Below are 19,941 nucleotides of genomic sequence, written 5' to 3'. Positions count from 1 at the left end.
CGGACGAATTGCAGGAATGAAAGATGTCGAAAGGAAATCTAAAAAGATGTCGCGTTAGCAACACGGCAACGAAGAAACTCGTTTAAAATCCGCTTGACCGGATGCAGGCGATTAGACAACGGAATCGCTCCTTCCGTGAGCCTGTCTTCAGATCCTACTGATGAATTGTGTAGGAACCCATGGCGCAGAGATCCTGGGTATCCTCCATATTCTGGAAATTCGAGTCTTCGGTAAACTCGAAGCGCATGTCGTATTTGCAGGTTCTGCGACCGTCGGCGATCGTGATCTTCATGCTTTCGCCCGGCTCCAGAACGTCATCGCCGAACACATCATCTTCCCAATTGTCCACTCCGGTCGGCGAAGTATAGAACCGCTCGAGCGTGCCGCTGGTTTTGTTTATCAATGTAAAGACGAGATCGTCTGCCGCGCGCGAGACGCCGACGGAAAGAACAAGCGCCGCAAACGCACCGGCGGCGATGGAGGTGAACCGTGTCATGTGAAAGATCCCAGCCCATGATTGGGCGGTAGATCATTACCGCATTGATAAAGACCTTCAACATGCCTCCAGATTCATGATGAATCTTGGCTTTCGTCAATCCGATACCTTAAAGTGCGGATGCGGCCAGGTCGTCTTTCTCGACCGCACGCTGATAGGCGTCGCGGAGTGCAATGCGCCCGAAATATTGCTCGAAGGCAGGACGCTTTTCGATCGAGCCGAACTGCAGCCCCCAGCCGATCTGCGAGCCGACATAGACATCCGCGGCGCTGAATTTTTCGCCGGCTATGTATGAATTGCTGCGAAGGGCGAATTCCAGCGCATCCATTACGTCGGCAAAACTCCCGTAACCGATCATCCTCTCGCGACCTGGGGGAACTTCAAAGCCAAGCGCACGGTTGCTCACTGCTGCTTCGAGTGGCCCGGCGGCAAAGAACATCCAGCGATAGTAATCGGCACGGTCTGCGGGTGAGGGTGCCAGACCTTTCTCGGGAAAGGCGTCGGCGAGATAGGCGCAGATGGCGGCGCATTCCGTCACCGTCTTTTTGCCGTGAACGATGGTCGGCACCTTGCCCATCGGGTTGACCGCCTTGTAGCTGTCATCCTTCATCGTCGTGCCGAATTGCAGGACTTCCGTGCGGTAGGGCGCGCCTATCTCCTCCAGCATCCAGCGGGCAATGCGGCCGCGCGACATCGGGTTGGTATAGAATAGGATTTCATCTGCCATCCGTCATTCTCCTCTTGCCGTTCCTTGTTTTGGAGCGCGTGGCGACACAATCAAGGTCTGAAGTTTAGGCGATGGACGATCGGACCGGCGCGCCGGCTAGAGGGGCTTGCGGTACTGGATGAAACCCGGCGCCACCGCGACCCGGTCATAGAGACGCCGCGCCGCGTCGTTCTTTTCCTGTGTCAGCCAGTAGAGACGGCCCGCATTCTTGTCGCGGGCAAGCAGCGCCACCTTTTCGATCAGCGCCTCACCGACGCCTCGACCGCGCTGGCTGTCATCGACATAGAGATCCTGCAGATAGCAGGTCGTATCCGGCAGCCAGGTCGAGCGGTGGAAGAGTGCATGGACGATCCCGACAAGTCTTCCGTCATCAAAGGCGCCGAGCACATGCATCGGCTCGTCCGGATCGTGAAACCGCGACCACGTGATGTCGTACTGCTCTTTCGGCAGTTCCGACTCGTAAAAGCGGATATAGGCCTCGAACAATGGCTGCCACGCCTCACGGTCGGATGGCGCCAGGGGACGGATTTCGACAGGACGATTGGCAGACATGCTAAGCCTCCGGCGCAAAAGAAAACGGCGGGGAAAGCCCCGCCGTTCAAATGTAATCCGAAGATTATGGCTTACGCCATGGCCTTCTTCAGGTTTTCGTCGATCTTGTCGAGGAAGGCGGTGGTCGAGAGCCACGGCTGATCCGGGCCGATGAGCAGCGCCAGGTCCTTGGTCATGAAGCCGGCTTCGACCGTGTCGATGCAGACCTTTTCCAAGGTGTCGGCGAATTTCGTCAGTTCCGCATTGTCGTCCAGCTTGGCGCGGTGTGCTAGGCCACGGGTCCAGGCGAAGATCGAGGCGATCGAGTTCGTCGAGGTTTCCTGACCCTTCTGGTGCTGGCGGTAGTGGCGGGTAACCGTGCCGTGTGCGGCTTCGGCTTCGACCGTCTTGCCATCCGGCGTCATCAGAACCGAGGTCATCAGGCCGAGGGAACCGAAGCCCTGTGCAACGATGTCGGACTGGACGTCGCCGTCGTAGTTCTTGCAGGCCCAGACGTAACCGCCGGACCACTTAAGTGCGGAAGCGACCATGTCGTCGATCAGGCGGTGTTCGTACCAGATCTTGGCTTCATCGTACTGCGCCTTGAATTCGGCGTCGAAGATTTCCTGGAACAGATCCTTGAAGCGGCCGTCATAGGCCTTGAGGATCGTGTTCTTGGTCGACAGGTAGCAGGGAACGCCGCGCTGCAGGGCATAGTTGAACGAAGCGCGGGCGAAATCGCGGATCGAGTCGTCGAGGTTGTACATTGCCATGGCAACGCCCGAGGACGGTGCGTCGAACACGTCATGCTCGATCGTCTGGCCATCGTCGCCGACGAACTTGATCGACAGCTTGCCCTTGCCCGGGAACTTGAAGTCAGTTGCGCGATACTGGTCGCCGAAAGCGTGACGGCCGACGATGATCGGCTTGGTCCAGCCCGGAACCAGACGCGGCACGTTCTGCATGATGATCGGCTCGCGGAAGATGACGCCGCCGAGGATGTTGCGGATCGTGCCGTTAGGGCTCTTCCACATCTTCTTCAGCTTGAATTCTTCGACGCGGGCTTCGTCCGGCGTGATGGTGGCGCACTTGATGCCGACGCCGTGCTTCTTGATGGCGTTGGCGGCGTCGATCGTCACCTGGTCGTCGGTGGCATCGCGGTTCTCGACAGAAAGATCGTAATATTCGATGTCGAGATCGAGATAGGGCAGGATCAGCTTATCCTTGATCAACTGCCAGATGATGCGGGTCATCTCGTCGCCGTCGAGATCGACGACCGGGTTGGCTACCTTGATCTTCTGCATGGACTTCCTCTTGTCGTGTATGGGCCGGACCGGCCCCGAATGGATCAACGGGTTGCGCTATAACATCGCAGGGCAGGTGTGCAAAGCCGTGAGACAGGGATTGGCGGCTTTTCTGTGAGATTTCAACGCAGGGCCCTTCTGGCTTTGAAAAACAGCAAGAATGGTCATTGCCAAATAAAGGCCGAGGGGTAATGTCCGCGCAAATCGCTTCGAATACGGATCACCGCCATGCGAACTCTGCCGCTCGCTCTTGCCCTGTCGTTTCTGTCCACGGTTTCGGTTGCTGCCGAACCCGTCGATCCGGTCAAGGAGGTGATGAAGGTCACCGAAGAAAATTGGAACAGCAACGACAGCGACTGGAAGTTCATCTTCGATCCCGATCCGCTGGCGCGCCTGTTCAGCAAGCGCTTCCAGACGGCCTATGCCGATGCCGCCAAGCATCCGGCCTATGAAACGGAAAACAACCAGCCAGGCGACCCATTCGGTTACGATGTCGTCACCGCCTCGCAGGATGGCTGCCCGCTGCAGGATATCGTCATCGCGCCGGGTGTGGCCGCGAATGGCAAAACGGATTTCAAGGTCACGTTCAAGCAGTGGACCTGCATCGATGACGCCGATCTGAAGGACACGGCCTCCGAAGTGCATTTCGATGTAATCGATGAGGGCGGCAAGCCCGTGATCGACGACATCCACCGCGTGGCCGATGGTGAAAGCGATAGCGTCGTCGAGGAAATGCAGTCGATAGCCAAGGGCGAGTGATGCCGGGCGTGCCCGGCTTCGCAATGCTACAAGCGATGTCTAGGGCGCGGCGGATGGCCATGACGTTTGCCGATCGTCTGCTGGCCCATGATCCCGCCTTGTCGCGGGTGAAGATGGGAGCGCGCGTGACGCTCACCATCCTCGCCTCGATCCTCGTCCTGATCGCCATTCATCTGGCGGTAACGCCGCTGCCGTCGATTTCCTATGCACTGGCGATCGTGCTGTCGATCGAAGGCGGCGTCGCCGTGAAGGACAAGAGGCCCGGCGACCAGCTGACGACGCGCCTGATGGGCTGCGCGGCAAGCCTTTTCTGCATCACGCTTGCGGCAGCGCTCGAACCTTACCGGCTTGTCGCCGACCTGACTTTCCTGTGTGTCATCCTTGCGGCGAGCCTTGCGCGCGTATTCGGCCAGCGCGGTTTTGCCGTCGGCATGTTCGCGTTCATTTCCTATTTCATCGGCGCCTATTTGCGACCGACATTTTCGGAACTGCCGCTGGCGGCTTTGGGGCCGCTTTTTGCCGTCGCCTTCGGGCACCTGATCCGCAAATACCTGCTGGTTGACGACTGGCGTCGCGATCTGAGCAAAACTCTTCGGGCGATACAGCATCGTGTGTCGGATATTCTGCTGCGACTTGCCGGGTTTGCCGCAAGGGGAATGCTGACGGAGAAAGATCGCCTCGAACTGCGCCAGATGGAAGAGCAGCTGAAGGACGTGGTGCTGATGGCGGAAGGCCTTCTCCCGCGCAATGCTGACGGCTCCATGCCAAGTGACAGCAGTCCCGTAATGGCCGTCTCGATCGCCATCTTCGACCTTCACCTCGCTGCCGAAAGCGTGATCGTGCAGTCGCTTGGGGCCTTGCCGCCCGCCGCACTGGTGAGTGCCGTGCTCCATGATGATGCGGTCGCGGCAAAGCGGATTGCGGAAGACCCTTCTATTGCGGCCGGTGAAGAGCGGAAGAGGCAGAGCGTCCACGCGCTGTTATGGCTACAGCGGGCTTCCTCCGCCCTGCGTGAGGCCGCCACCGACCGGGCTTTCCAGCAATTGATGGCCTTTGGTGATGTGCCGCGGGCAGGGCCGCCGGTGAAACCGGATTTCTCCTGGAAGAACCCGCTTGTGCGTGCGGCTGTCCAGATCACTATCGCCTCCGGCATCGCCATGGTCTTCGGGCTGCTTCTCTCCCGTGACCGCTGGTTCTGGGCCGTGCTGACGGCATTTCTCGTGTTCAACAACACCCGCTCGCGTGGCGATGCGGCATTGCGGGCGATCCAGCGATCGGTCGGTACGCTGCTCGGCGTTGCCATCGGCCTTGCCTTAGCGACGCTGCTTTCCGGTCATACGACAACGACTGTCGGCCTTGCGGCCGTCTGTGTCTTTCTGGCCTTCTATTACCTGCAGGTCTCCTACGCGCTCCTCAGTTTCTTCGTCACCATCGTTCTCTGCCTCGTCTATGGCCTGATCGGCCAGCTCACATACGAGGTCCTGTTGCTGCGGCTGGAGGAAACGGTGATCGGCTCAATCGCCGGCATGTTCGTCGCCTTCGTCATCTTTCCATCCTCCACCCGCTCGACCGTCGAACTGGCGGTTGCCCGATGGTACGACGCGCTCGGACAGTTGCTGGAGGCGGTGGACAACGGGGAAAGCCGCTACCGGCTGATCGAATTGTCGAACCGCCTCGATGAGACTTACCGAGACCTGACCGTTGCTGCGCGTCCGCTGGGCAGTGCATGGTCGCTGGTCACCCGGCCGGGGCCGATCCGCCAGACATTGGCGATTTTCCTCGCCACCTCCTATTGGGCCCGGATCCTGGCGCGGGATTTTGCAAATGCTGGAAACGGCAACGACCCGGAAATGCACCGAGCGATTGATAATGCAAGGCAGGCGCTGGAGAAGGCCACAGCCAGGAAGGCTGACTGTTTTTCCATCAAGACGCCGCGCCATGCTGCTGCAAGCGGCAATTTGCCGGCACCGGGGCAGGGCGCCGCACATGGGGCGGATATGGTCGCCAATCTGCTCAATCGCCTTTATCCGCCGGCAGCAGATGAGCAAAAGAGCCAATAACCGGCTTGCCGTTGTTGGCCGACGGGTCTATTGCCCGGCTCCAAGAACAAGCGGAGACGAATATGTCGGGCACCAATAGCGAACGTGAACTCATTGCCGAAGGACCGGCGATCATTCTGGTCGAGCCGCAACTCGGCGAAAATATCGGCATGGTCGCCCGCGCCATGGCCAATTTCGGCCTCGTCGAACTCCGCCTCGTCAACCCGCGTGATGGCTGGCCGAATGAAAAGGCGCGCTCTGCCGCCTCCAAGGCCGATCACGTCATCGACGGCACCAAGGTCTATGACACGCTGGAAGAGGCGATCAGCGACCTCAACTTCGTCTATGCCACGACGGCCCGCGAGCGTTACGGCTTCAAGCCCGTCCGCTCGCCGGTCTTTGCTGCCGCCACCCTGCGGGAAAAATTCAAGGCGGGCGAAAAGACCGGAATCCTCTTCGGCCGTGAGCGCTGGGGCCTTAACAATGAAGAAGTGGCGCTTGCCGACGAGATCGTCACCTTCCCGGTAAACCCCGCCTTCGCGTCGCTCAATATTGCCCAGGCCGTGCTTCTCATGTCCTATGACTGGATGAAGTCGGGCATGGACGACCTTGAAGAGACACGCTTCCAGCCGATCGAACAGAACCCTTCGACGAAGGAGCAGGTGCTCGGTATGTTCGAGCATATCGAAGAGGCGCTGGATGCCCGCGGTTATTTCCATCCGCCTGAAAAAAAGCCCAAAATGATCGACAACCTTCGTGCCGTCCTGTCGCGTCGGGCCTTTTCCGAACAGGAGATCAGCGTGTTTCGCGGTGTTATACGCTCGCTTGATCGCTTTCCGCGGAAATGGCCGGAAAAGATTGTCCCGAGACAGAAGAAGGCTTCAGATTCAGGGGAGACAGAGGGGAATGACAGCGGCGAATGAGCTGAAGCCCATACTGGTGTTCGATTCGGGCATTGGTGGGCTGACGGTGCTGCGTGAAGCGCGCGTGCTGATGCCCGAGCGCGGTTTCGTTTACGTTGCCGACGATGCAGCCTTTCCCTATGGCAGTTGGGAGGAGGGCGCTCTGCAGAGCCGCATCCTTTCGCTATTCGAAAAGCTTCTTGCGGAACATCAGCCCGAAATCTGCGTCATCGCCTGCAATACGGCTTTCACCCTTGCCGGTGCCGCACTGCGCCAAAAATTCCCGCACATGACCTTCGTCGGCACCGTGCCGGCAATCAAGCCCGCGGCCGAACGCACTCGTTCCGGCCTCGTTTCGGTTCTGGCAACTCCCGGCACCGTCAAGCGCGCCTATACGCGCGATCTCATCCAGTCCTTCGCCACCCAGTGTCATGTCCGCCTCGTCGGATCCGAAAATCTCGCCCGCATGGCGGAAAGTTATATCCGCGGCGAGGCGATTTCCGATGACGAGGTGCTCGCCGAGATCGCCCCATGTTTCGTCGAGAAGGATGGCGAGAAGACCGATATCGTCGTGCTTGCTTGCACGCATTACCCCTTCATGGCCAATCTCTTCCGGCGTCTTGCGCCCTGGCCCGTCGACTGGCTCGACCCAGCTGAAGCAATAGCAAGGCAGGCACGACGCAAAGCGCCGCTCATCGAAGGCGCTGAACATCCCGAAGGTTTCGACTTTGCCGTCTTCACCTCGGGTAATCCGGATTTTGCCACCCGCCGTCTGATGCAGGGGTTTGGCCTGCGCACCGGCTGAGGCATGGCCTGATCGCCGACTGTTGCCCTTGTGCAACAAAAATACCTTTGAGTGCAATTTTCGATTGTGAGTGCTTGCGCGTTTGGAAAGAGCGTGCAATGTTCCAGCATCCGCAACTCAAGCAAGGGAGAGCATCGATGAATACATTTTCTGCTTACATGCGCCTCTCTGGCGGATTGGTCCGAACCATGCGGGTGAATTACCCGCGCAATCTGCTCGGACTGGCTTTCCGCGGCTGATAACGCCCGGAATCCGCCTTTTGGCATCTTTCTCGATCTAAACTCGATTTGACGTGACCGGTCTATCCGTCTGGCGGCTATCGCCGTTAGCACTTCCGCGCGCGTCTTTCCAAAACCACGAAAGGACCCGCTCGCATGCGCGAAGCGGGGCGGAAAAGCTATGCGTGAAATGCACGTAATGGTTGCCGATGTTCTGTCGGCAGAAATGGACGCTCTTCACCGGCGCCACGGTCCCTGGCGTCTGATAAAGGCACTTGTCGCGACCCTCGTCAGGCGCTCTTCGCCGTTTTCGGCAAACCGCTCGTCCGATCTCGACAATCACATGCTTCGGGATATCGGTTTGCCGGAGAACGTTCCGGAGGTCGATTTCGTCCTGCAGTCCCGGTTCGTCGACTGGAGGAACTACCTGTGAGCGACGGTCTGACCTGCCGCCAACTGGCCCTGGCAGACATGGAGGCCGCATCGAATGTGTTTCGCACCACATTCCATGCGCGACTTCCATGGCTCGCCGGCCTTCACAAGCCGGAAGAGGATCGGGCTTTCTGGTCGGGATACCTGTTCTCGAATTGCGCCATCTGGGGCTCCACGCGAGAGGGTGAACTGATCGGCGTCATCGCGTTCCGCCAGGGCTGGGTCGATCAACTTTATATCCTGCCGCACATGCAGGGGCAGGGCATCGGCTCTCGCCTTCTCTATCTCGCCAAGGCCAGTCATGCGCGCCTTAATCTCTGGACCTTTCAGAAGAATACCGGTGCCCGGCATTTTTATGAAAGTCAGGGATTTGAGGCCGTTCGCGAAACCGATGGCGCAGACAACGAACAATACGAGCCTGACATTCTTTACAGCTGGCGCCGCTGCGCCTGAAACGCACACTTGTCATGCGGATCTTTCCGTGACTTGATCTTGCTTATCTACCTGAGGAAACTTCCATGTCGCTCGAACACTGGCTTGCATTCGTCGCCGCTTCCGCCGTGCTTTTGGCAATTCCGGGACCGACCATCCTTCTCGTCATATCCTATGCACTGAGCCATGGTCGCAAGGTGGCAAGCGCGACGGTGGCTGGGGTGGCTCTTGGTGATTTCACTGCCATGACCGCGTCCATGCTCGGCCTCGGTGCGCTGCTCGCGACATCCGCCATGCTGTTCACGGTGTTGAAATGGGTCGGCGCCGCCTATCTCATCTATCTGGGCATCAAGCTCTGGCGCGCTCCTGTTTCTGCACAGGCGGAAGCCGTCGAAGAGGCGGATACGCCGGTCGTCCGACCATTTCGCGTCTTCCTCCACACCTATGCGGTGACGGCGCTCAACCCGAAAAGCATCGTCTTTTTCGTCGCTTTCCTGCCGCAGTTCCTCGATCTGACGCGGCCGCTCTTCTTCCAGATGGCGGTCTTTGAAGTGACCTTTCTGGTTCTCGCGACCATCAATGCCGCACTTTACGGTCTTCTGGCTTCGATGGCGCGCAACACGATCCGCAAGCCCAGGGTTCAGCGCATCGTCAATCGCACCGGCGGTTCACTGATGATCGGTGCGGGGCTTCTGTCGCTCGGCTTCAAACGGGCCGCTGCCTGATCGCAGAAGTCGAATTTCAAAGACTGTGATTTTTCTCTCTTTCCCGCAGAAACGAATCTCGATCTCTGTTAAGGGGAGGGGTCGGCGCGCTGTGTCACCGCAGCAAGACTGCCGGCAAACCACCAATCTACGGCATACGAGGGCAGCATAGTGCAAGTCGGCATCGATATGGGAACTGTGACCGGCGGAGCGCCGGCCAAGCTCGATATCGAGGAGCTTCTGGCGACGCGTCTGCTTGTTCAGGGCAATTCCGGTTCGGGAAAATCGCATCTTCTGCGCCGCCTGCTGGAACAGTCTGCCCCCTGGGTGCAGCAGGTCGTCATCGATCCGGAAGGCGATTTCGTCACCCTGTCGGATAAATACGGCCATGTGGTCGTCGATGGCGAACGCACCGAAGCCGAACTCGCCGGCATCGCCAACCGCATCCGCAAGAACCGCGTCTCCTGCGTGCTGACGCTCGAAGGTCTCGATCTCGAAGAGCAGATGCGTGCCGCGGCCGCCTTCTTGAATGGCATGTTCGATGCCGATCGCGATTATTGGTACCCGGTTCTCGTTGTCGTCGACGAAGCGCAGATGTTTGCGCCGTCAGTCGGCGGCGATGTCTCAGAAGATGCCCGAAAAATGTCGCTCGGCGCGATGACCAACCTCATGTGCCGCGGCCGTAAGCGTGGTCTCGCCGGCGTCATAGCAACCCAGCGCTTGGCAAAGCTTGCCAAGAACGTTGCGGCCGAAGCCTCAAACTTCCTGATGGGCCGTACCTTCCTCGATATCGACATGGCGCGAGCGGCCGACCTGCTTGGTATGGATCGCCGCCAGGCGGAAATGTTCCGCGACCTGAAGCGCGGCAATTTTGTCGCTCTCGGCCCGGCTCTGTCGCGCCGCCCGCTGCCGATCGTCATCGGCAATGTCGAAACCTCGGCGCGCTCCTCCAGCCCCAAGCTGATGCCGCTGCCGGATGCGCCGCAGGATGTCGAAGACTTGATCTTCACGCCGGATCCGGAAGAATTCGCCCGGCCGATCACCGCAGTTCGCCGCCCGACACCGACGCCACGCCCGACCACCGATATTCTGGCTGAACTCTCCCGTTCGACGCCGGCAGCAGTTCAGCCAGCGGCCAACGAATCCCGTGTGGCCATGCCGGAATTGACTGAAGAAGAGCGCGAAGAGCGGCTGATGGCGGTGATGTCGGAAATTCTCGACGATCCGCAATCGGCTTATCGGACCGACAGCGTCCTCTATCAGGATTTTCTCGTGCGCGCCCGCATGCGCCGTCTGCCCGGCCCGCCGATCTCGCTCAGCGATTTCCGCCGCCGCACCGCGATCGCCCGTTCCGGCGTCGATGCGACCATGGCGGCGAGCGAGGCCTGGGCGACCGTGCTTTCGCTGTCGAATGGTGTCTCCGATGACCTTCAGGGCGTGTTCCTGATGATGGCCAAGGCGGCACTCGGTTCCGAGCCTTGCCCGTCTGATGCCCGCATCGCCCGCGCTTACGGCACCCATTCCGCGCGCCGCGCGAGGCGCCTTCTCGGTTATTTCGAGGAGCAGGGGTTGATCGTCGTCCACGCGGATTTCGCCGGCAAGCGCATCGTCGCGTTCCCGGACCTGCAGGCTGAAACCGCACCCGGTGCGGCCGAGGCACCCGATGAGGGCGATCTCAAGATCGCTGCGGAATAAAGGGCTTAAAGCCATTCCGCTGTTGACAATTCCATGACAGCCCCCTAAAGACCGGCCCAGCACCGGGTGGCAACGCCCGGTGTTTTATTGACATGTCCCGTGGCACTCTCCGATCGCTTTCGTGAGAAGCCTGTCAGAACTTCCAAAACGAGGTTCAGAGGAGGGCGTGTTTCCTTCATCCGGTTTGGCAACAAACCGGTGCAACCGTTCGAAAGGAAATGCGATGAGCAAGCGCGAATCGTCCAAGTATAAAATTGACCGCCGTATGGGCGAAAACATCTGGGGCCGTCCGAAGTCCCCGGTTAACCGCCGCGAATACGGCCCGGGCCAGCACGGCCAGCGCCGCAAGGGCAAGCTCTCCGACTTCGGTGTTCAGCTCCGCGCAAAGCAGAAGCTGAAGGGCTACTACGGCGACATCCGCGAGAAGCAGTTCCGCGCGATCTACGAAGAAGCCAACCGCCGCAAGGGCGACACCGGTGAAAACCTGATCGGTCTCTTGGAATCGCGTCTGGACGCCATCGTCTACCGCGCCAAGTTCGTTCCGACCGTCTTCGCTGCCCGTCAGTTCGTCAACCACGGCCACGTTACGGTCAATGGCGTTCGCGTCAACATCGGTTCCTACCGTTGCAAGGCCGGCGACGTCATCGAAGTCCGTCAGAAGTCCAAGCAGCTCGTCACGGTTCTCGAAGCCGTTTCGCTCGCTGAACGCGACGTTCCGGATTACCTCGAAGTCGACCACAACAAGATGGTTGCCACCTACGCCCGCGTACCGGCTCTCTCGGATGTACCGTACCCGGTCATCATGGAACCGTCGCTGGTCGTCGAATTCTACTCGCGTTAATCGCGACGAAAATTTGCGAAAATGGCCCCTTTCGGGGCCATTTTTGTATCTGCTGGTCAAAATCGGCCACAACAAAAAAGCCGCCCGAAAGGAGCGGCTTTTTTGTTAGTCGTGAATACTGCCTACTTTGAAGATGCCTTCTTCTTTTCGACGGTGACATTCACCTCAACCGTTGTTGGAGTGGCGGTATCCGTCAGCTGAACGGTCTTGGTGGCGGGTTCCTCGGTCCGTTTTTCCCCCATCCTGTTCCAGGCATCGAGGCCAGCGATCTTGTAGGCTTCAGCAAGCGTCGGATAGTTGAAAGTGTTCTCGACGAAATACTCGACGGTGCCCTTGAGGTTAAGCACTGCCTGGCCGATGTGAACCAGTTCGGTCGCACCTTCGCCGACGATATGGACACCCAACAAGCGCCGCGTCTTCAGCGAAAAGATCAGCTTCAAGAGGCCGCTATCGAGACCCATGATGTGGCCGCGCGACGTTTCTCGGAAGCGGGCGACACCGCATTCATAAGATATGCCGCGCTCCCGCATCTCTTCCTCTGTCAGGCCGCAGGTGGAAATTTCCGGCACGGCATAGATGCCATAAGGGAAATATTTCTGCGGCTCCTTGGCCATCGCGCCGACTGCGACACGGGCCGCGATCCGCCCCTGTTCCATCGATGTGGAGGCAAGGCTCGGAAAGCCGACAACGTCGCCGGCGGCATAGATGCCAGGCACGGAGGTCTCGAAGGTTTCCGGGTTGACGCGAAGTCGGCCCCGGCTGTCGGCATCCAGTCCCGCGGCCGCGAGGTTCAGCGTATCGGTCGCACCAACGCGTCCGGCTGCATAGAGCACCATGTCGGCGACGATCCTGCGGCCTGTGTCCACCGTCACGGCAACCTTGCCATCCGCCAGTTTCTCCACCTTCTCGGCCTTCTGCCCGAGCAGAAGCTTCATGTTGCGGTCACGCAGCTGATAGGTGAAGTCTTCAATGATTTCCTTGTCGATGAAATCGAGAAGCGTCGATTTCGGATCGATGACGGTAACCGCAGCGTCCAGCGCGGAAAAGATCGTCGCGTATTCGATGCCGATGACGCCGGCGCCTATCACCACGATCGAGCGAGGGAGATTGTGGATCTCCAGCAATTCGTCGCTGTCTAGAACCGTCTTGTTATCGAAGGGAATCGATTCCGGACGATAGGGGCGGGTACCGACTGCCAGAAGGATGCTTTTGCCCGTGACGTGAACGGTGTCGTCGTCATCCTTGACGATCTGCATCGTATCCTTCGAGACGAAGCTCGCCTTGCCGCGAATATGCTGAACCCGGTTGCGGGCGAACTGATGTTCCAGAACGTCGACTTCATGGTCGAGCGTGATGAGCAGGCGGCGGCGCAGGTCTTCTGCGCTGATCTCCTGCTTGACCCTGTAGGAGCGGCCGTAAAAGCCCCGTTCTCGCCAGCCGGAAAGATTGAGCGCGGTTTCGCGCAGTGTCTTCGACGGGATCGTGCCGGTATGAACCGATACGCCGCCGACGCGCCGACCTTGCTCGACGACGAGCACCTTTTTGTCGAGCTTTGCCGCCTGGATGGCAGCACGCCGTCCGGCCGGTCCGCTGCCAACCACGATGAGGTCGTACTGGTGCATGAAATTCTCCGTTTGGAACCCGCTGGTCTCGCCAGCCAAAACAACCAGACCTGATCTACACGACTATTCTAAAATTCTGATTGCATGCGGCAATTTTTCGAAAATGACAAAAGACAACTGCGTGAGCAAGGCCCAAGCCTGTCTAAGAATACGACTATTGTGCGGTGCAGCGATGATGGCTTTCGAGTGATGCCTGTGGTTATCGGTCGTTTCGCGCGGTCTTGAGCAGCTGCCTGACGCGCTCGGCATCGGCTTCGGTCATCGGTGTGAACACGACAAGGCCGAGATCCGGCCGGCCATCGACGGTAAAGGAGGAATATTCCATCATCAGGTCGCCGGCGATCTCGTGGCGGAAATGCTTCGTTCCGGCTCCGTAATTCTGGATGTCGTAATTCTGCCAGATCGCACTGAACTCGGGGCTTGCCTGGCTGAGCTCTTCGACCATCGCCTGCAGAGCTTGCGCAGGTGCCGCCTTGATCGCTTCGGCACGGAAAGACGCGACCGCCGAGCGAGCGTCCCGTTCCCAGTTGACCATATGTCCGCGAACCCGTTGGTTGCAAAAGATCAGCTTCAGAATGTTGCGTTCTTCCGGTGGCAGGAGAGCGTAATCGGTCATGACCACGCTTGCCGCGGCATTCCAGCCGACGACGTCCCAAAGCGCGGTGCGCAGTACGGCTGGGCTAAATGTCATTGCGTCCAGAACCCGCTGTAATTGCGCTGATATGGGCTCAAACGGCTGGTGGCGTATTTCAGGCGGCCGATGCTGCGCCAGCAGGAAAAGATGTTCGCGTTCGGCGCTGGTGAGCGCCAGCGCCTTGGCGAGCCGGTCCAGTACATCGCTCGACGGTGAGCCACCGCGGCCCTGTTCCAGCCACGTATACCATGTGGCGCTGACATTGGCGCGCTGAGCAACTTCTTCGCGCCTCAGCCCCGGCGTGCGGCGGCGTGTTGCTTCGATACCAAATTCCGCCGGATCGAGCTTTGCCCGGCGATCCTTCAGGTAGCTCCCAAGCGGATTGTCGTCCCGCGCTTTGTCGATCGCCTCTGCCATTGTCGTCAGCCTGTTAGTCCCGATACGGGTATAAGGTCACGGCTTTTATCGCCCGCATCCGGATCATATTCGACATCCGTCAACATGCCAGCATGAGGGTTTCATATGCGTGTCTTTGTTACGGGTGCAACGGGTTTTGTCGGTTCCGTCGTCGTTCGGGAGCTTGTTTCTGCGGGTCATCAGGTTCTCGGCCTGTCTCGCTCCGAGGCCAGTCATGCTTCGTTGCAGGCTGCCGGAGCCGAGGTGCATTCTGGGTCTCTGGATGATCTTACCAGCCTTCAGGCCGGAGCTGCTGCGGCCGATGCGGTGATCCATACGGGTTTCAACCACGATTTTTCCAGGTTCAAGGAGAACTGCGAGGCGGATCGACCGATCATAGCGGCCCTTGGTGACGCGCTCGCCGGATCCAATCGTCCTTTTCTGGTGACATCCGGCACGGGCCTGCTTCAGCTGGGGCGGCCGGCCACGGAAGACGACCTGCCGAATGTCGGCTCATCCGTCATTCCCCGTGTCGCGACTGAAGAGGCCGTGGCGGCAATCGCTGAGCGCGGCGTTAAAGTCTCTCTGATCCGTCTGCCGCCCTCCGTTCATGGAACCGGCGACCACGGTTTCGTCCCGATGTTGATCGCCAAGGCGCGCGATACCGGCGTCTCCGCCTATGTCGGCGATGGCGACAACCGCTGGCCGGCGGTCCATCGGTTAGACGCCGCAAACGTCTATCGTTTGGCGCTGGAGCGGGGAGCACTTGAGCCGCGCTACCATGCGGTGGCGGAAGAAGGTGTCCCGTTCAGGCAGATTGCCGAGTTGATCGGCCGCCGTCTCGGCGTGCCGGTCGTCTCCAAAAACCACGAAGAGGCCGCGGCGCATTTCGGCTGGTTCGCCCATTTTGCCAGCATGAATAGCCCGGCATCGAGCGCGAAAACAAAAGCGTGGCTGAACTGGAAGCCAACCCAACCCGGCCTGCTGGAAGATCTCGATCAGGACGCCTATTTCGCCGGCTGAAAACCGGGCGAGGGGTCAGATCAGCCTCAATCCCTTGAGGCTGGCATGGCCATCCTTGCCGATGATGATGTGATCATGAACGGTGATGCCGAGCGGTTTTGCCGTATCCACGATCGTTTTGGTCATGTCGATATCGGCGCGTGACGGGGTCGGGTCGCCGCTCGGGTGATTGTGGACGAGAATGATGGCGGTGGCGGAAAGTTCCAGCGCCCGCCGCACCACTTCGCGCGGATAGACCGGCGTGTGATCGACCGTTCCCTTGCCCTGGATTTCATCGGCGATCAGCGCATTGCGCTTGTCGAGAAACAGGATGCGGAACTGCTCGCGGGATTCATAGGCCATGGCCGCATGGCAATAATCGATCACGGAAGACCAGGAAGAGAGAACCTGCTTTTCACGAATCTCGCTGCGCAAAATCCGCTGGCCGACCGTCGCAACCAGTTTCAGATCGAGCGCGACGCTCTCGCCGATCCCCTTGACCTCCTGCAGCAGGCTTGTCGGGGCGCCAAACACGCCTGCAAGCGAACCGAAACGGGCCAATAGCGCTTTCGCGAGAGGTTTGGTGTCCCGGCGCGGGATCGAGCGGAACAGCAGAAGTTCGAGGATTTCGTAGTCGGCGAGCGACGTATCGCCATGGTCGCGGTATTTGTCGCGTAACCGCTCGCGGTGCCCGAGATAATGCTCGGCGGCTCCGGGCAGCTGATCCGCCTTGAGCGGCGGCCGTTTTCCCACATGTTCGGCAAAATAACCGCGCTCGTCGGCGAACAGGTCGTCGCGGCCCGTCTCCTCGGCCGGTTCATGCGAATCTTGCGAGGAGGCGGGGCGCTTGTTCATGGATCAGCTTTCGAGCGGCGGAAGTCCGGGGCGGTCGAAACCACCCGGCGAAAGGGTGAAGATCTCGCAGCCCGTGGCGGTAACGCCGATTGCGTGTTCGTATTGTGCCGAAAGCGACCGGTCGCGGGTCACCGCCGTCCAGCCATCGGCAAGAACCTTCACATGCGGCTTGCCCAGATTGATCATCGGCTCGATCGTGAAGATCATGCCCTCTTTCAATTCTGGCCCTTCGTCGGATCTGCCGTAATGCAGGATGTTCGGCGAATCGTGGAACAACTGCCCGACGCCATGGCCGCAGAAATCGCGCACGACGGAGCAGCGCTCGGCTTCCGCATAGGTCTGGATCGCTTCACCAATTGCGCCGGTGCGCACGCCGGGCTTGACGACGGCAATGCCGCGCATCAGGCATTCATACGTCACTTCCAGCAGCCGTTCGGCAGCACGCTTGATCTGCCCGACGGGATACATGCGGCTGGAATCGCCATGCCATCCGTCTAGAATGTAGGTCACGTCGATATTGACGATATCGCCTTCGCGCAGCGGCTTGTCGTCCGGCATGCCGTGGCAGACGACATGGTTGATCGAAGTGCAGACCGAATATTTGTAACCGCGATAGTTCAGCGTAGCGGGAAGCGCGCCGTGATCCATGCCGAATTCGAAAACGAACCGGTCGATCGCCGCGGTGGTAACGCCCGGCTTGATGATCGAAGCGAGTTCGTCGAGGCAACGTGCGGTCAGAAGACACGCCTTGCGCATGCTGGCGAAGTCGTCGGCCGTGTTGTAAAGGCGGATTGCACCCGTGTTTTTTTGGGGGGCGGAAACCGCCTCGATGTAATTGACCATCATATTTCTCTCAATCGTTCCCCCGTTCATAATGCAGCACGCCCGCCTTAGTCCATGGCGAACAATAACTCCGACTGCATTCCTCCCGGCAGGGGCTTCATTTCGATCAGATCCAGCGGTTCTATTCCTTCGGGAGAAACCGCGCATCTGAGTGCGTATGCCTCGACACCACGTTTCTGTGCCCGGGCGAATGCCGCAGCGTAAAACGGATCGAGGTCGGCGCAGATCGAGAAGCTTTGGCAATCCGGTCTCTGGATGAGGTAGATCATCACCGCCCGGTGACCAAGTTCCGCCATGTCGCCAAGTTCTTCCAGATGCTTGGCGCCGCGCTTGGTGACCGTATCGGGAAATTCGGCCAGTCCCGCCTGCCGACTGAAATGGACGTTCTTCACCTCCACATAGGCATCCGGCAGGCCGTCGCCTTTCAGCAGGAAATCGATCCGCGAATTGCGGCCGTATTTCTGCTCCCGTAAGATTGTCGGATAACCGGAAAGGCTGGGGATCAGGCCGGTGCGGATTGCTTCTTCAGTGAGTTTGTTTGGCATGCCGGTATTGACGCCGACTACCTCTCCATCCGCCTCGATCATCTCGAAGACATGCCGGTACTTGCGCGTCGGGCTGTCATGCTCGGAAAGCCAGATCCGCGATCCCGGCGTCGTCAACCCGCGCATCGAGCCGGTATTGGGGCAGGAGCCGGTAATCGGCGTTCCGTCGCCCAGAATGGCGTCGAACAGGAAGCGCTTGTAGCGCTGCACCAGCGTGGCGGGAATAAGAGGAGGGTGAAAACGCATGAGAAGTCCGTCAGGCGCGCGCCAGAACATAGGTGCCGGGGGCGTCTCCAAGCGGTGACAGGGTTCGGTCGCCGGGAATGCGGGCCGGAACAAGGTCGGTATCCTGCGCTTCCACCCATGCCTGCCAATGCGGCCACCAGGAGCCAGCGGTTTCAGTCGCCTCCTTCAACCAGCCGTCCAGCGTATCTGCAGACTTGGCACCTGTGTCGCCTTGGGCCCAATAACGATACTTCGTCCGGCTCGGTGGGTTGACGACGCCGGCAATATGCCCGGAGCCGGAGAGAACGAATTCGACCGGCCCGCCGAACAGGGCGTTGCCGCGAAAGACGGAGCGGGCAGGGGCAATGTGATCTTCGCGCGTGGCGAGATTGTAGATCGGGATGCTGATGTCGCGGAGATCGATCGAGCCGCCGCCGAGCTTCATCTGGCCGGCAGAGAGCGCGTTGTCGAGATAACAGCTGCGCAGGTAATAAGCGTGGTTGGCGGCCGCCACCCGCGTCGAATCGGAGTTCCAGTAGAGCAGGTCGAAGGCCATAGGCTCCTTGCCCTTCAGGTAGTTGTTGACGACATAGGGCCAGATCAGCTCCGAAGAGCGGAGAAGGTTGAACGCCGCCGCCATCTGCGATGCCGCCATATAGCCGCTCGTCTTCATCTGTGCCTCGATGACGGCAAGCTGCTCCTCATCGACGAATACCTTCAACTCGCCAGCTTCGGCGAAATCCACCTGCGCGGTCAAAAGTGTGGCGGAGGCGATGCGCGCATCGTTCTTCTGCGCATGCCAGGCAAGGGTTGCGGCAAGCAACGTTCCGCCGACGCAATAGCCGATCGCATTGACCTGTTTTTCCCCGGTTGCCTGTTCGGCCGTATCTAGCGCGAAATCGATGCCTTCGCGAATGTAGGATTCCCAATCCTTTGCCGCATGCTCACGGTCCGGATTGACCCAGGAGATGACGAAGACCGTATGCCCCTGATCGACACACCACTTGATGAAGCTCTTTTCCGGCGTCAGGTCGAGAATGTAGAACTTGTTGATCCAGGGCGGCACGATCACCAGCGGTCGCTTGAACACCGTCTCGGTCGATGGCGCATACTGGATGATCTCGCACAGTTCGTTGCGGGCAATCACCTTGCCGGCCGTGATTGCGAGATTGTTTCCGACAGAGAACTGGCTGGCATCCGTCTGGCGCAACCGCAAATGCCCGCCGCCGGCAATCACGTCTTCGGTCAGCATCCGCATGCCGGTGACGAGGTTCATGCCCTGGCTTTCCACCGTTGCGCGCCAGACCTCCGGATTGGTCATCGCGAAATTGCTGGGTGAAAACGCGGCTGTGAACTGCCGGACATAGAATCGGGCCTTGTATCTAGTGATTTCGTCCAGCCCCTCCGCCTCGCTCACTAGCCTCTCGGCCCAGGTGGCGCTTGCAAGATAGATTTGCCGCAGGAAGGAGAAGAACGGGTTGCGATACCAGTCCTCATCGGCGAAGCGCCGGTCCTTGTTTGCAGCCATATCCGCCTCGGCGCTGTTTTCTTGCTGCCCGCCGGCCTGCTGAATGCTGCGCATCCAGATCTCGAAATAGGTCGACAGAAGCAATGTCTGCGCTTCGAGCATCCGCTTCTGGTCCGAAGTCCAGTATTCGGTGAGCGCCGACATGGTCTTGATGAAATCGCCGATCGGCCCGGCGAAAAGATCATCGGATGTCTCGCCGCGTTCACGCGGTCCGAGCCATTCGGAGGCGGCGCGACCCAGATTTTCGAATGCCCGCGCGGCATTCATCATCAGGGACTGGGGGTCCTTGATCGCATAGGCATCGAAGAAACGCGCATCGAAGCCCGGAAATTCCTGTCCGGAATGCCCGTGATCGTCGGACTTTTGCGCCAATCGCAGCCTCCCGTGCATGACCGTTGTTTTCATT

Annotated in this window: 20 protein-coding genes; 10 read left to right on the top strand and 10 right to left on the bottom strand. The window is 59.5% G+C overall.

Features of this window, described 5'->3' with window-relative positions:
- Positions 1–154: 154 nt before the first annotated feature.
- The 4 genes from ACI3K0_RS23790 to ACI3K0_RS23775 form a co-directional block, all read right to left on the bottom strand.
- The gene (locus ACI3K0_RS23790) at positions 155–496 is read right to left on the bottom strand and encodes a hypothetical protein (protein WP_404946363.1); all 342 of its coding nucleotides are present in this window, start codon (positions 494–496) and stop codon (positions 155–157) included.
- A 109-nt stretch (positions 497–605) separates the two neighbouring features.
- A complete protein-coding gene (locus tag ACI3K0_RS23785) occupies positions 606–1,223 on the bottom strand; it encodes a glutathione S-transferase family protein (protein WP_183821863.1) in 618 nt (205 codons plus the stop codon).
- A 96-nt stretch (positions 1,224–1,319) separates the two neighbouring features.
- Positions 1,320–1,775, bottom strand: coding sequence for a GNAT family N-acetyltransferase (locus ACI3K0_RS23780; protein ID WP_183821861.1), 456 nt, complete (start codon positions 1,773–1,775; stop codon positions 1,320–1,322).
- Positions 1,776–1,846: 71 nt separating this feature from the next.
- On the bottom strand, positions 1,847–3,058 hold the full coding sequence (locus tag ACI3K0_RS23775) for an NADP-dependent isocitrate dehydrogenase (protein ID WP_148146426.1): 1,212 nt from the start codon (positions 3,056–3,058) through the stop codon (positions 1,847–1,849).
- Between the two features lie 228 nt (positions 3,059–3,286).
- On the opposite strand from ACI3K0_RS23775, the gene ACI3K0_RS23770 reads away from it, so the two are divergent.
- The 9 genes from ACI3K0_RS23770 (at position 3,287) to rpsD (ending at position 11,885) form a co-directional block, all read left to right on the top strand.
- Positions 3,287–3,817: a hypothetical protein gene (locus ACI3K0_RS23770; RefSeq protein ID WP_183821859.1), complete on the top strand. Its 531-nt coding sequence runs from the start codon at positions 3,287–3,289 to the stop codon at positions 3,815–3,817.
- Positions 3,818–3,876: 59 nt separating this feature from the next.
- Entirely contained in the window at positions 3,877–5,877 is a 2,001-nt protein-coding gene (locus ACI3K0_RS23765; protein ID WP_404946362.1) for an FUSC family protein, read from the top strand.
- A 62-nt stretch (positions 5,878–5,939) separates the two neighbouring features.
- Positions 5,940–6,779: an RNA methyltransferase gene (locus ACI3K0_RS23760; protein ID WP_183821855.1), complete on the top strand. Its 840-nt coding sequence runs from the start codon at positions 5,940–5,942 to the stop codon at positions 6,777–6,779.
- Positions 6,763–7,563, top strand: coding sequence for a glutamate racemase (gene murI / locus ACI3K0_RS23755; protein WP_183821853.1), 801 nt, complete (start codon positions 6,763–6,765; stop codon positions 7,561–7,563). The genes ACI3K0_RS23760 and murI overlap by 17 nt, the downstream gene beginning before the upstream one ends.
- Positions 7,564–7,962: 399 nt before the next feature.
- Positions 7,963–8,214, top strand: a complete 252-nt coding sequence (locus tag ACI3K0_RS23750; RefSeq protein ID WP_148146431.1) for a hypothetical protein — start codon at positions 7,963–7,965, stop codon at positions 8,212–8,214.
- Complete coding sequence (locus tag ACI3K0_RS23745; RefSeq protein ID WP_343062357.1) at positions 8,211–8,666, top strand: GNAT family N-acetyltransferase; 456 nt, start codon at positions 8,211–8,213, stop codon at positions 8,664–8,666. The genes ACI3K0_RS23750 and ACI3K0_RS23745 overlap by 4 nt, the downstream gene beginning before the upstream one ends.
- Positions 8,667–8,731: 65 nt before the next feature.
- Positions 8,732–9,370 (top strand): LysE family translocator, encoded by a 639-nt coding sequence (locus ACI3K0_RS23740; protein ID WP_183821851.1) that lies wholly within the window; start codon positions 8,732–8,734, stop codon positions 9,368–9,370.
- 150 nt (positions 9,371–9,520) lie between these two features.
- Positions 9,521–11,044 (top strand): ATP-binding protein, encoded by a 1,524-nt coding sequence (locus tag ACI3K0_RS23735; RefSeq protein WP_148146434.1) that lies wholly within the window; start codon positions 9,521–9,523, stop codon positions 11,042–11,044.
- 223 nt (positions 11,045–11,267) lie between these two features.
- Positions 11,268–11,885 carry a 30S ribosomal protein S4 gene (gene rpsD, locus ACI3K0_RS23730; RefSeq protein WP_148146435.1) on the top strand — a complete coding sequence of 206 codons (618 nt, stop codon included), beginning with the start codon at positions 11,268–11,270 and terminating at the stop codon, positions 11,883–11,885.
- A gap of 122 nt (positions 11,886–12,007) precedes the next feature.
- Here rpsD and sthA read toward each other — a convergent pair whose 3' ends face one another.
- Positions 12,008–13,507 carry a Si-specific NAD(P)(+) transhydrogenase gene (gene sthA, locus ACI3K0_RS23725; protein ID WP_246435750.1) on the bottom strand — a complete coding sequence of 500 codons (1,500 nt, stop codon included), beginning with the start codon at positions 13,505–13,507 and terminating at the stop codon, positions 12,008–12,010.
- Between the two features lie 199 nt (positions 13,508–13,706).
- Complete coding sequence (locus tag ACI3K0_RS23720) at positions 13,707–14,558, bottom strand: helix-turn-helix transcriptional regulator (protein WP_183821849.1); 852 nt, start codon at positions 14,556–14,558, stop codon at positions 13,707–13,709.
- Positions 14,559–14,663: 105 nt separating this feature from the next.
- Between ACI3K0_RS23720 and ACI3K0_RS23715 the strand changes: the two genes are divergently transcribed.
- Positions 14,664–15,560 carry an SDR family oxidoreductase gene (locus ACI3K0_RS23715; RefSeq protein ID WP_183821847.1) on the top strand — a complete coding sequence of 299 codons (897 nt, stop codon included), beginning with the start codon at positions 14,664–14,666 and terminating at the stop codon, positions 15,558–15,560.
- A gap of 15 nt (positions 15,561–15,575) precedes the next feature.
- Here ACI3K0_RS23715 and radC read toward each other — a convergent pair whose 3' ends face one another.
- Genes radC through ACI3K0_RS23695 form a run of 4 tightly spaced genes read right to left on the bottom strand, consistent with a single transcriptional unit; the run spans position 15,576 to position 19,907 of the window.
- A complete protein-coding gene (gene radC, locus ACI3K0_RS23710; protein ID WP_183821845.1) occupies positions 15,576–16,394 on the bottom strand; it encodes a DNA repair protein RadC in 819 nt (272 codons plus the stop codon).
- A 3-nt stretch (positions 16,395–16,397) separates the two neighbouring features.
- Positions 16,398–17,237 carry a type I methionyl aminopeptidase gene (map, locus tag ACI3K0_RS23705; RefSeq protein WP_183822447.1) on the bottom strand — a complete coding sequence of 280 codons (840 nt, stop codon included), beginning with the start codon at positions 17,235–17,237 and terminating at the stop codon, positions 16,398–16,400.
- Between the two features lie 47 nt (positions 17,238–17,284).
- Entirely contained in the window at positions 17,285–18,028 is a 744-nt protein-coding gene (gene sfsA / locus ACI3K0_RS23700; protein ID WP_404946361.1) for a DNA/RNA nuclease SfsA, read from the bottom strand.
- Between the two features lie 10 nt (positions 18,029–18,038).
- Positions 18,039–19,907 (bottom strand): alpha/beta hydrolase, encoded by a 1,869-nt coding sequence (locus tag ACI3K0_RS23695; protein ID WP_246435749.1) that lies wholly within the window; start codon positions 19,905–19,907, stop codon positions 18,039–18,041.
- Positions 19,908–19,941 lie beyond the last annotated feature (34 nt).

It is taken from the genome of Rhizobium sp. ZW T2_16 (assembly GCF_044987325.1).
Classification (GTDB): Bacteria; Pseudomonadota; Alphaproteobacteria; order Rhizobiales; family Rhizobiaceae; genus Neorhizobium; species Neorhizobium cellulosilyticum.
Note: the sequence above shows the minus strand (reverse complement) of the source record. Positions and strands in the feature narration are given on the sequence as shown.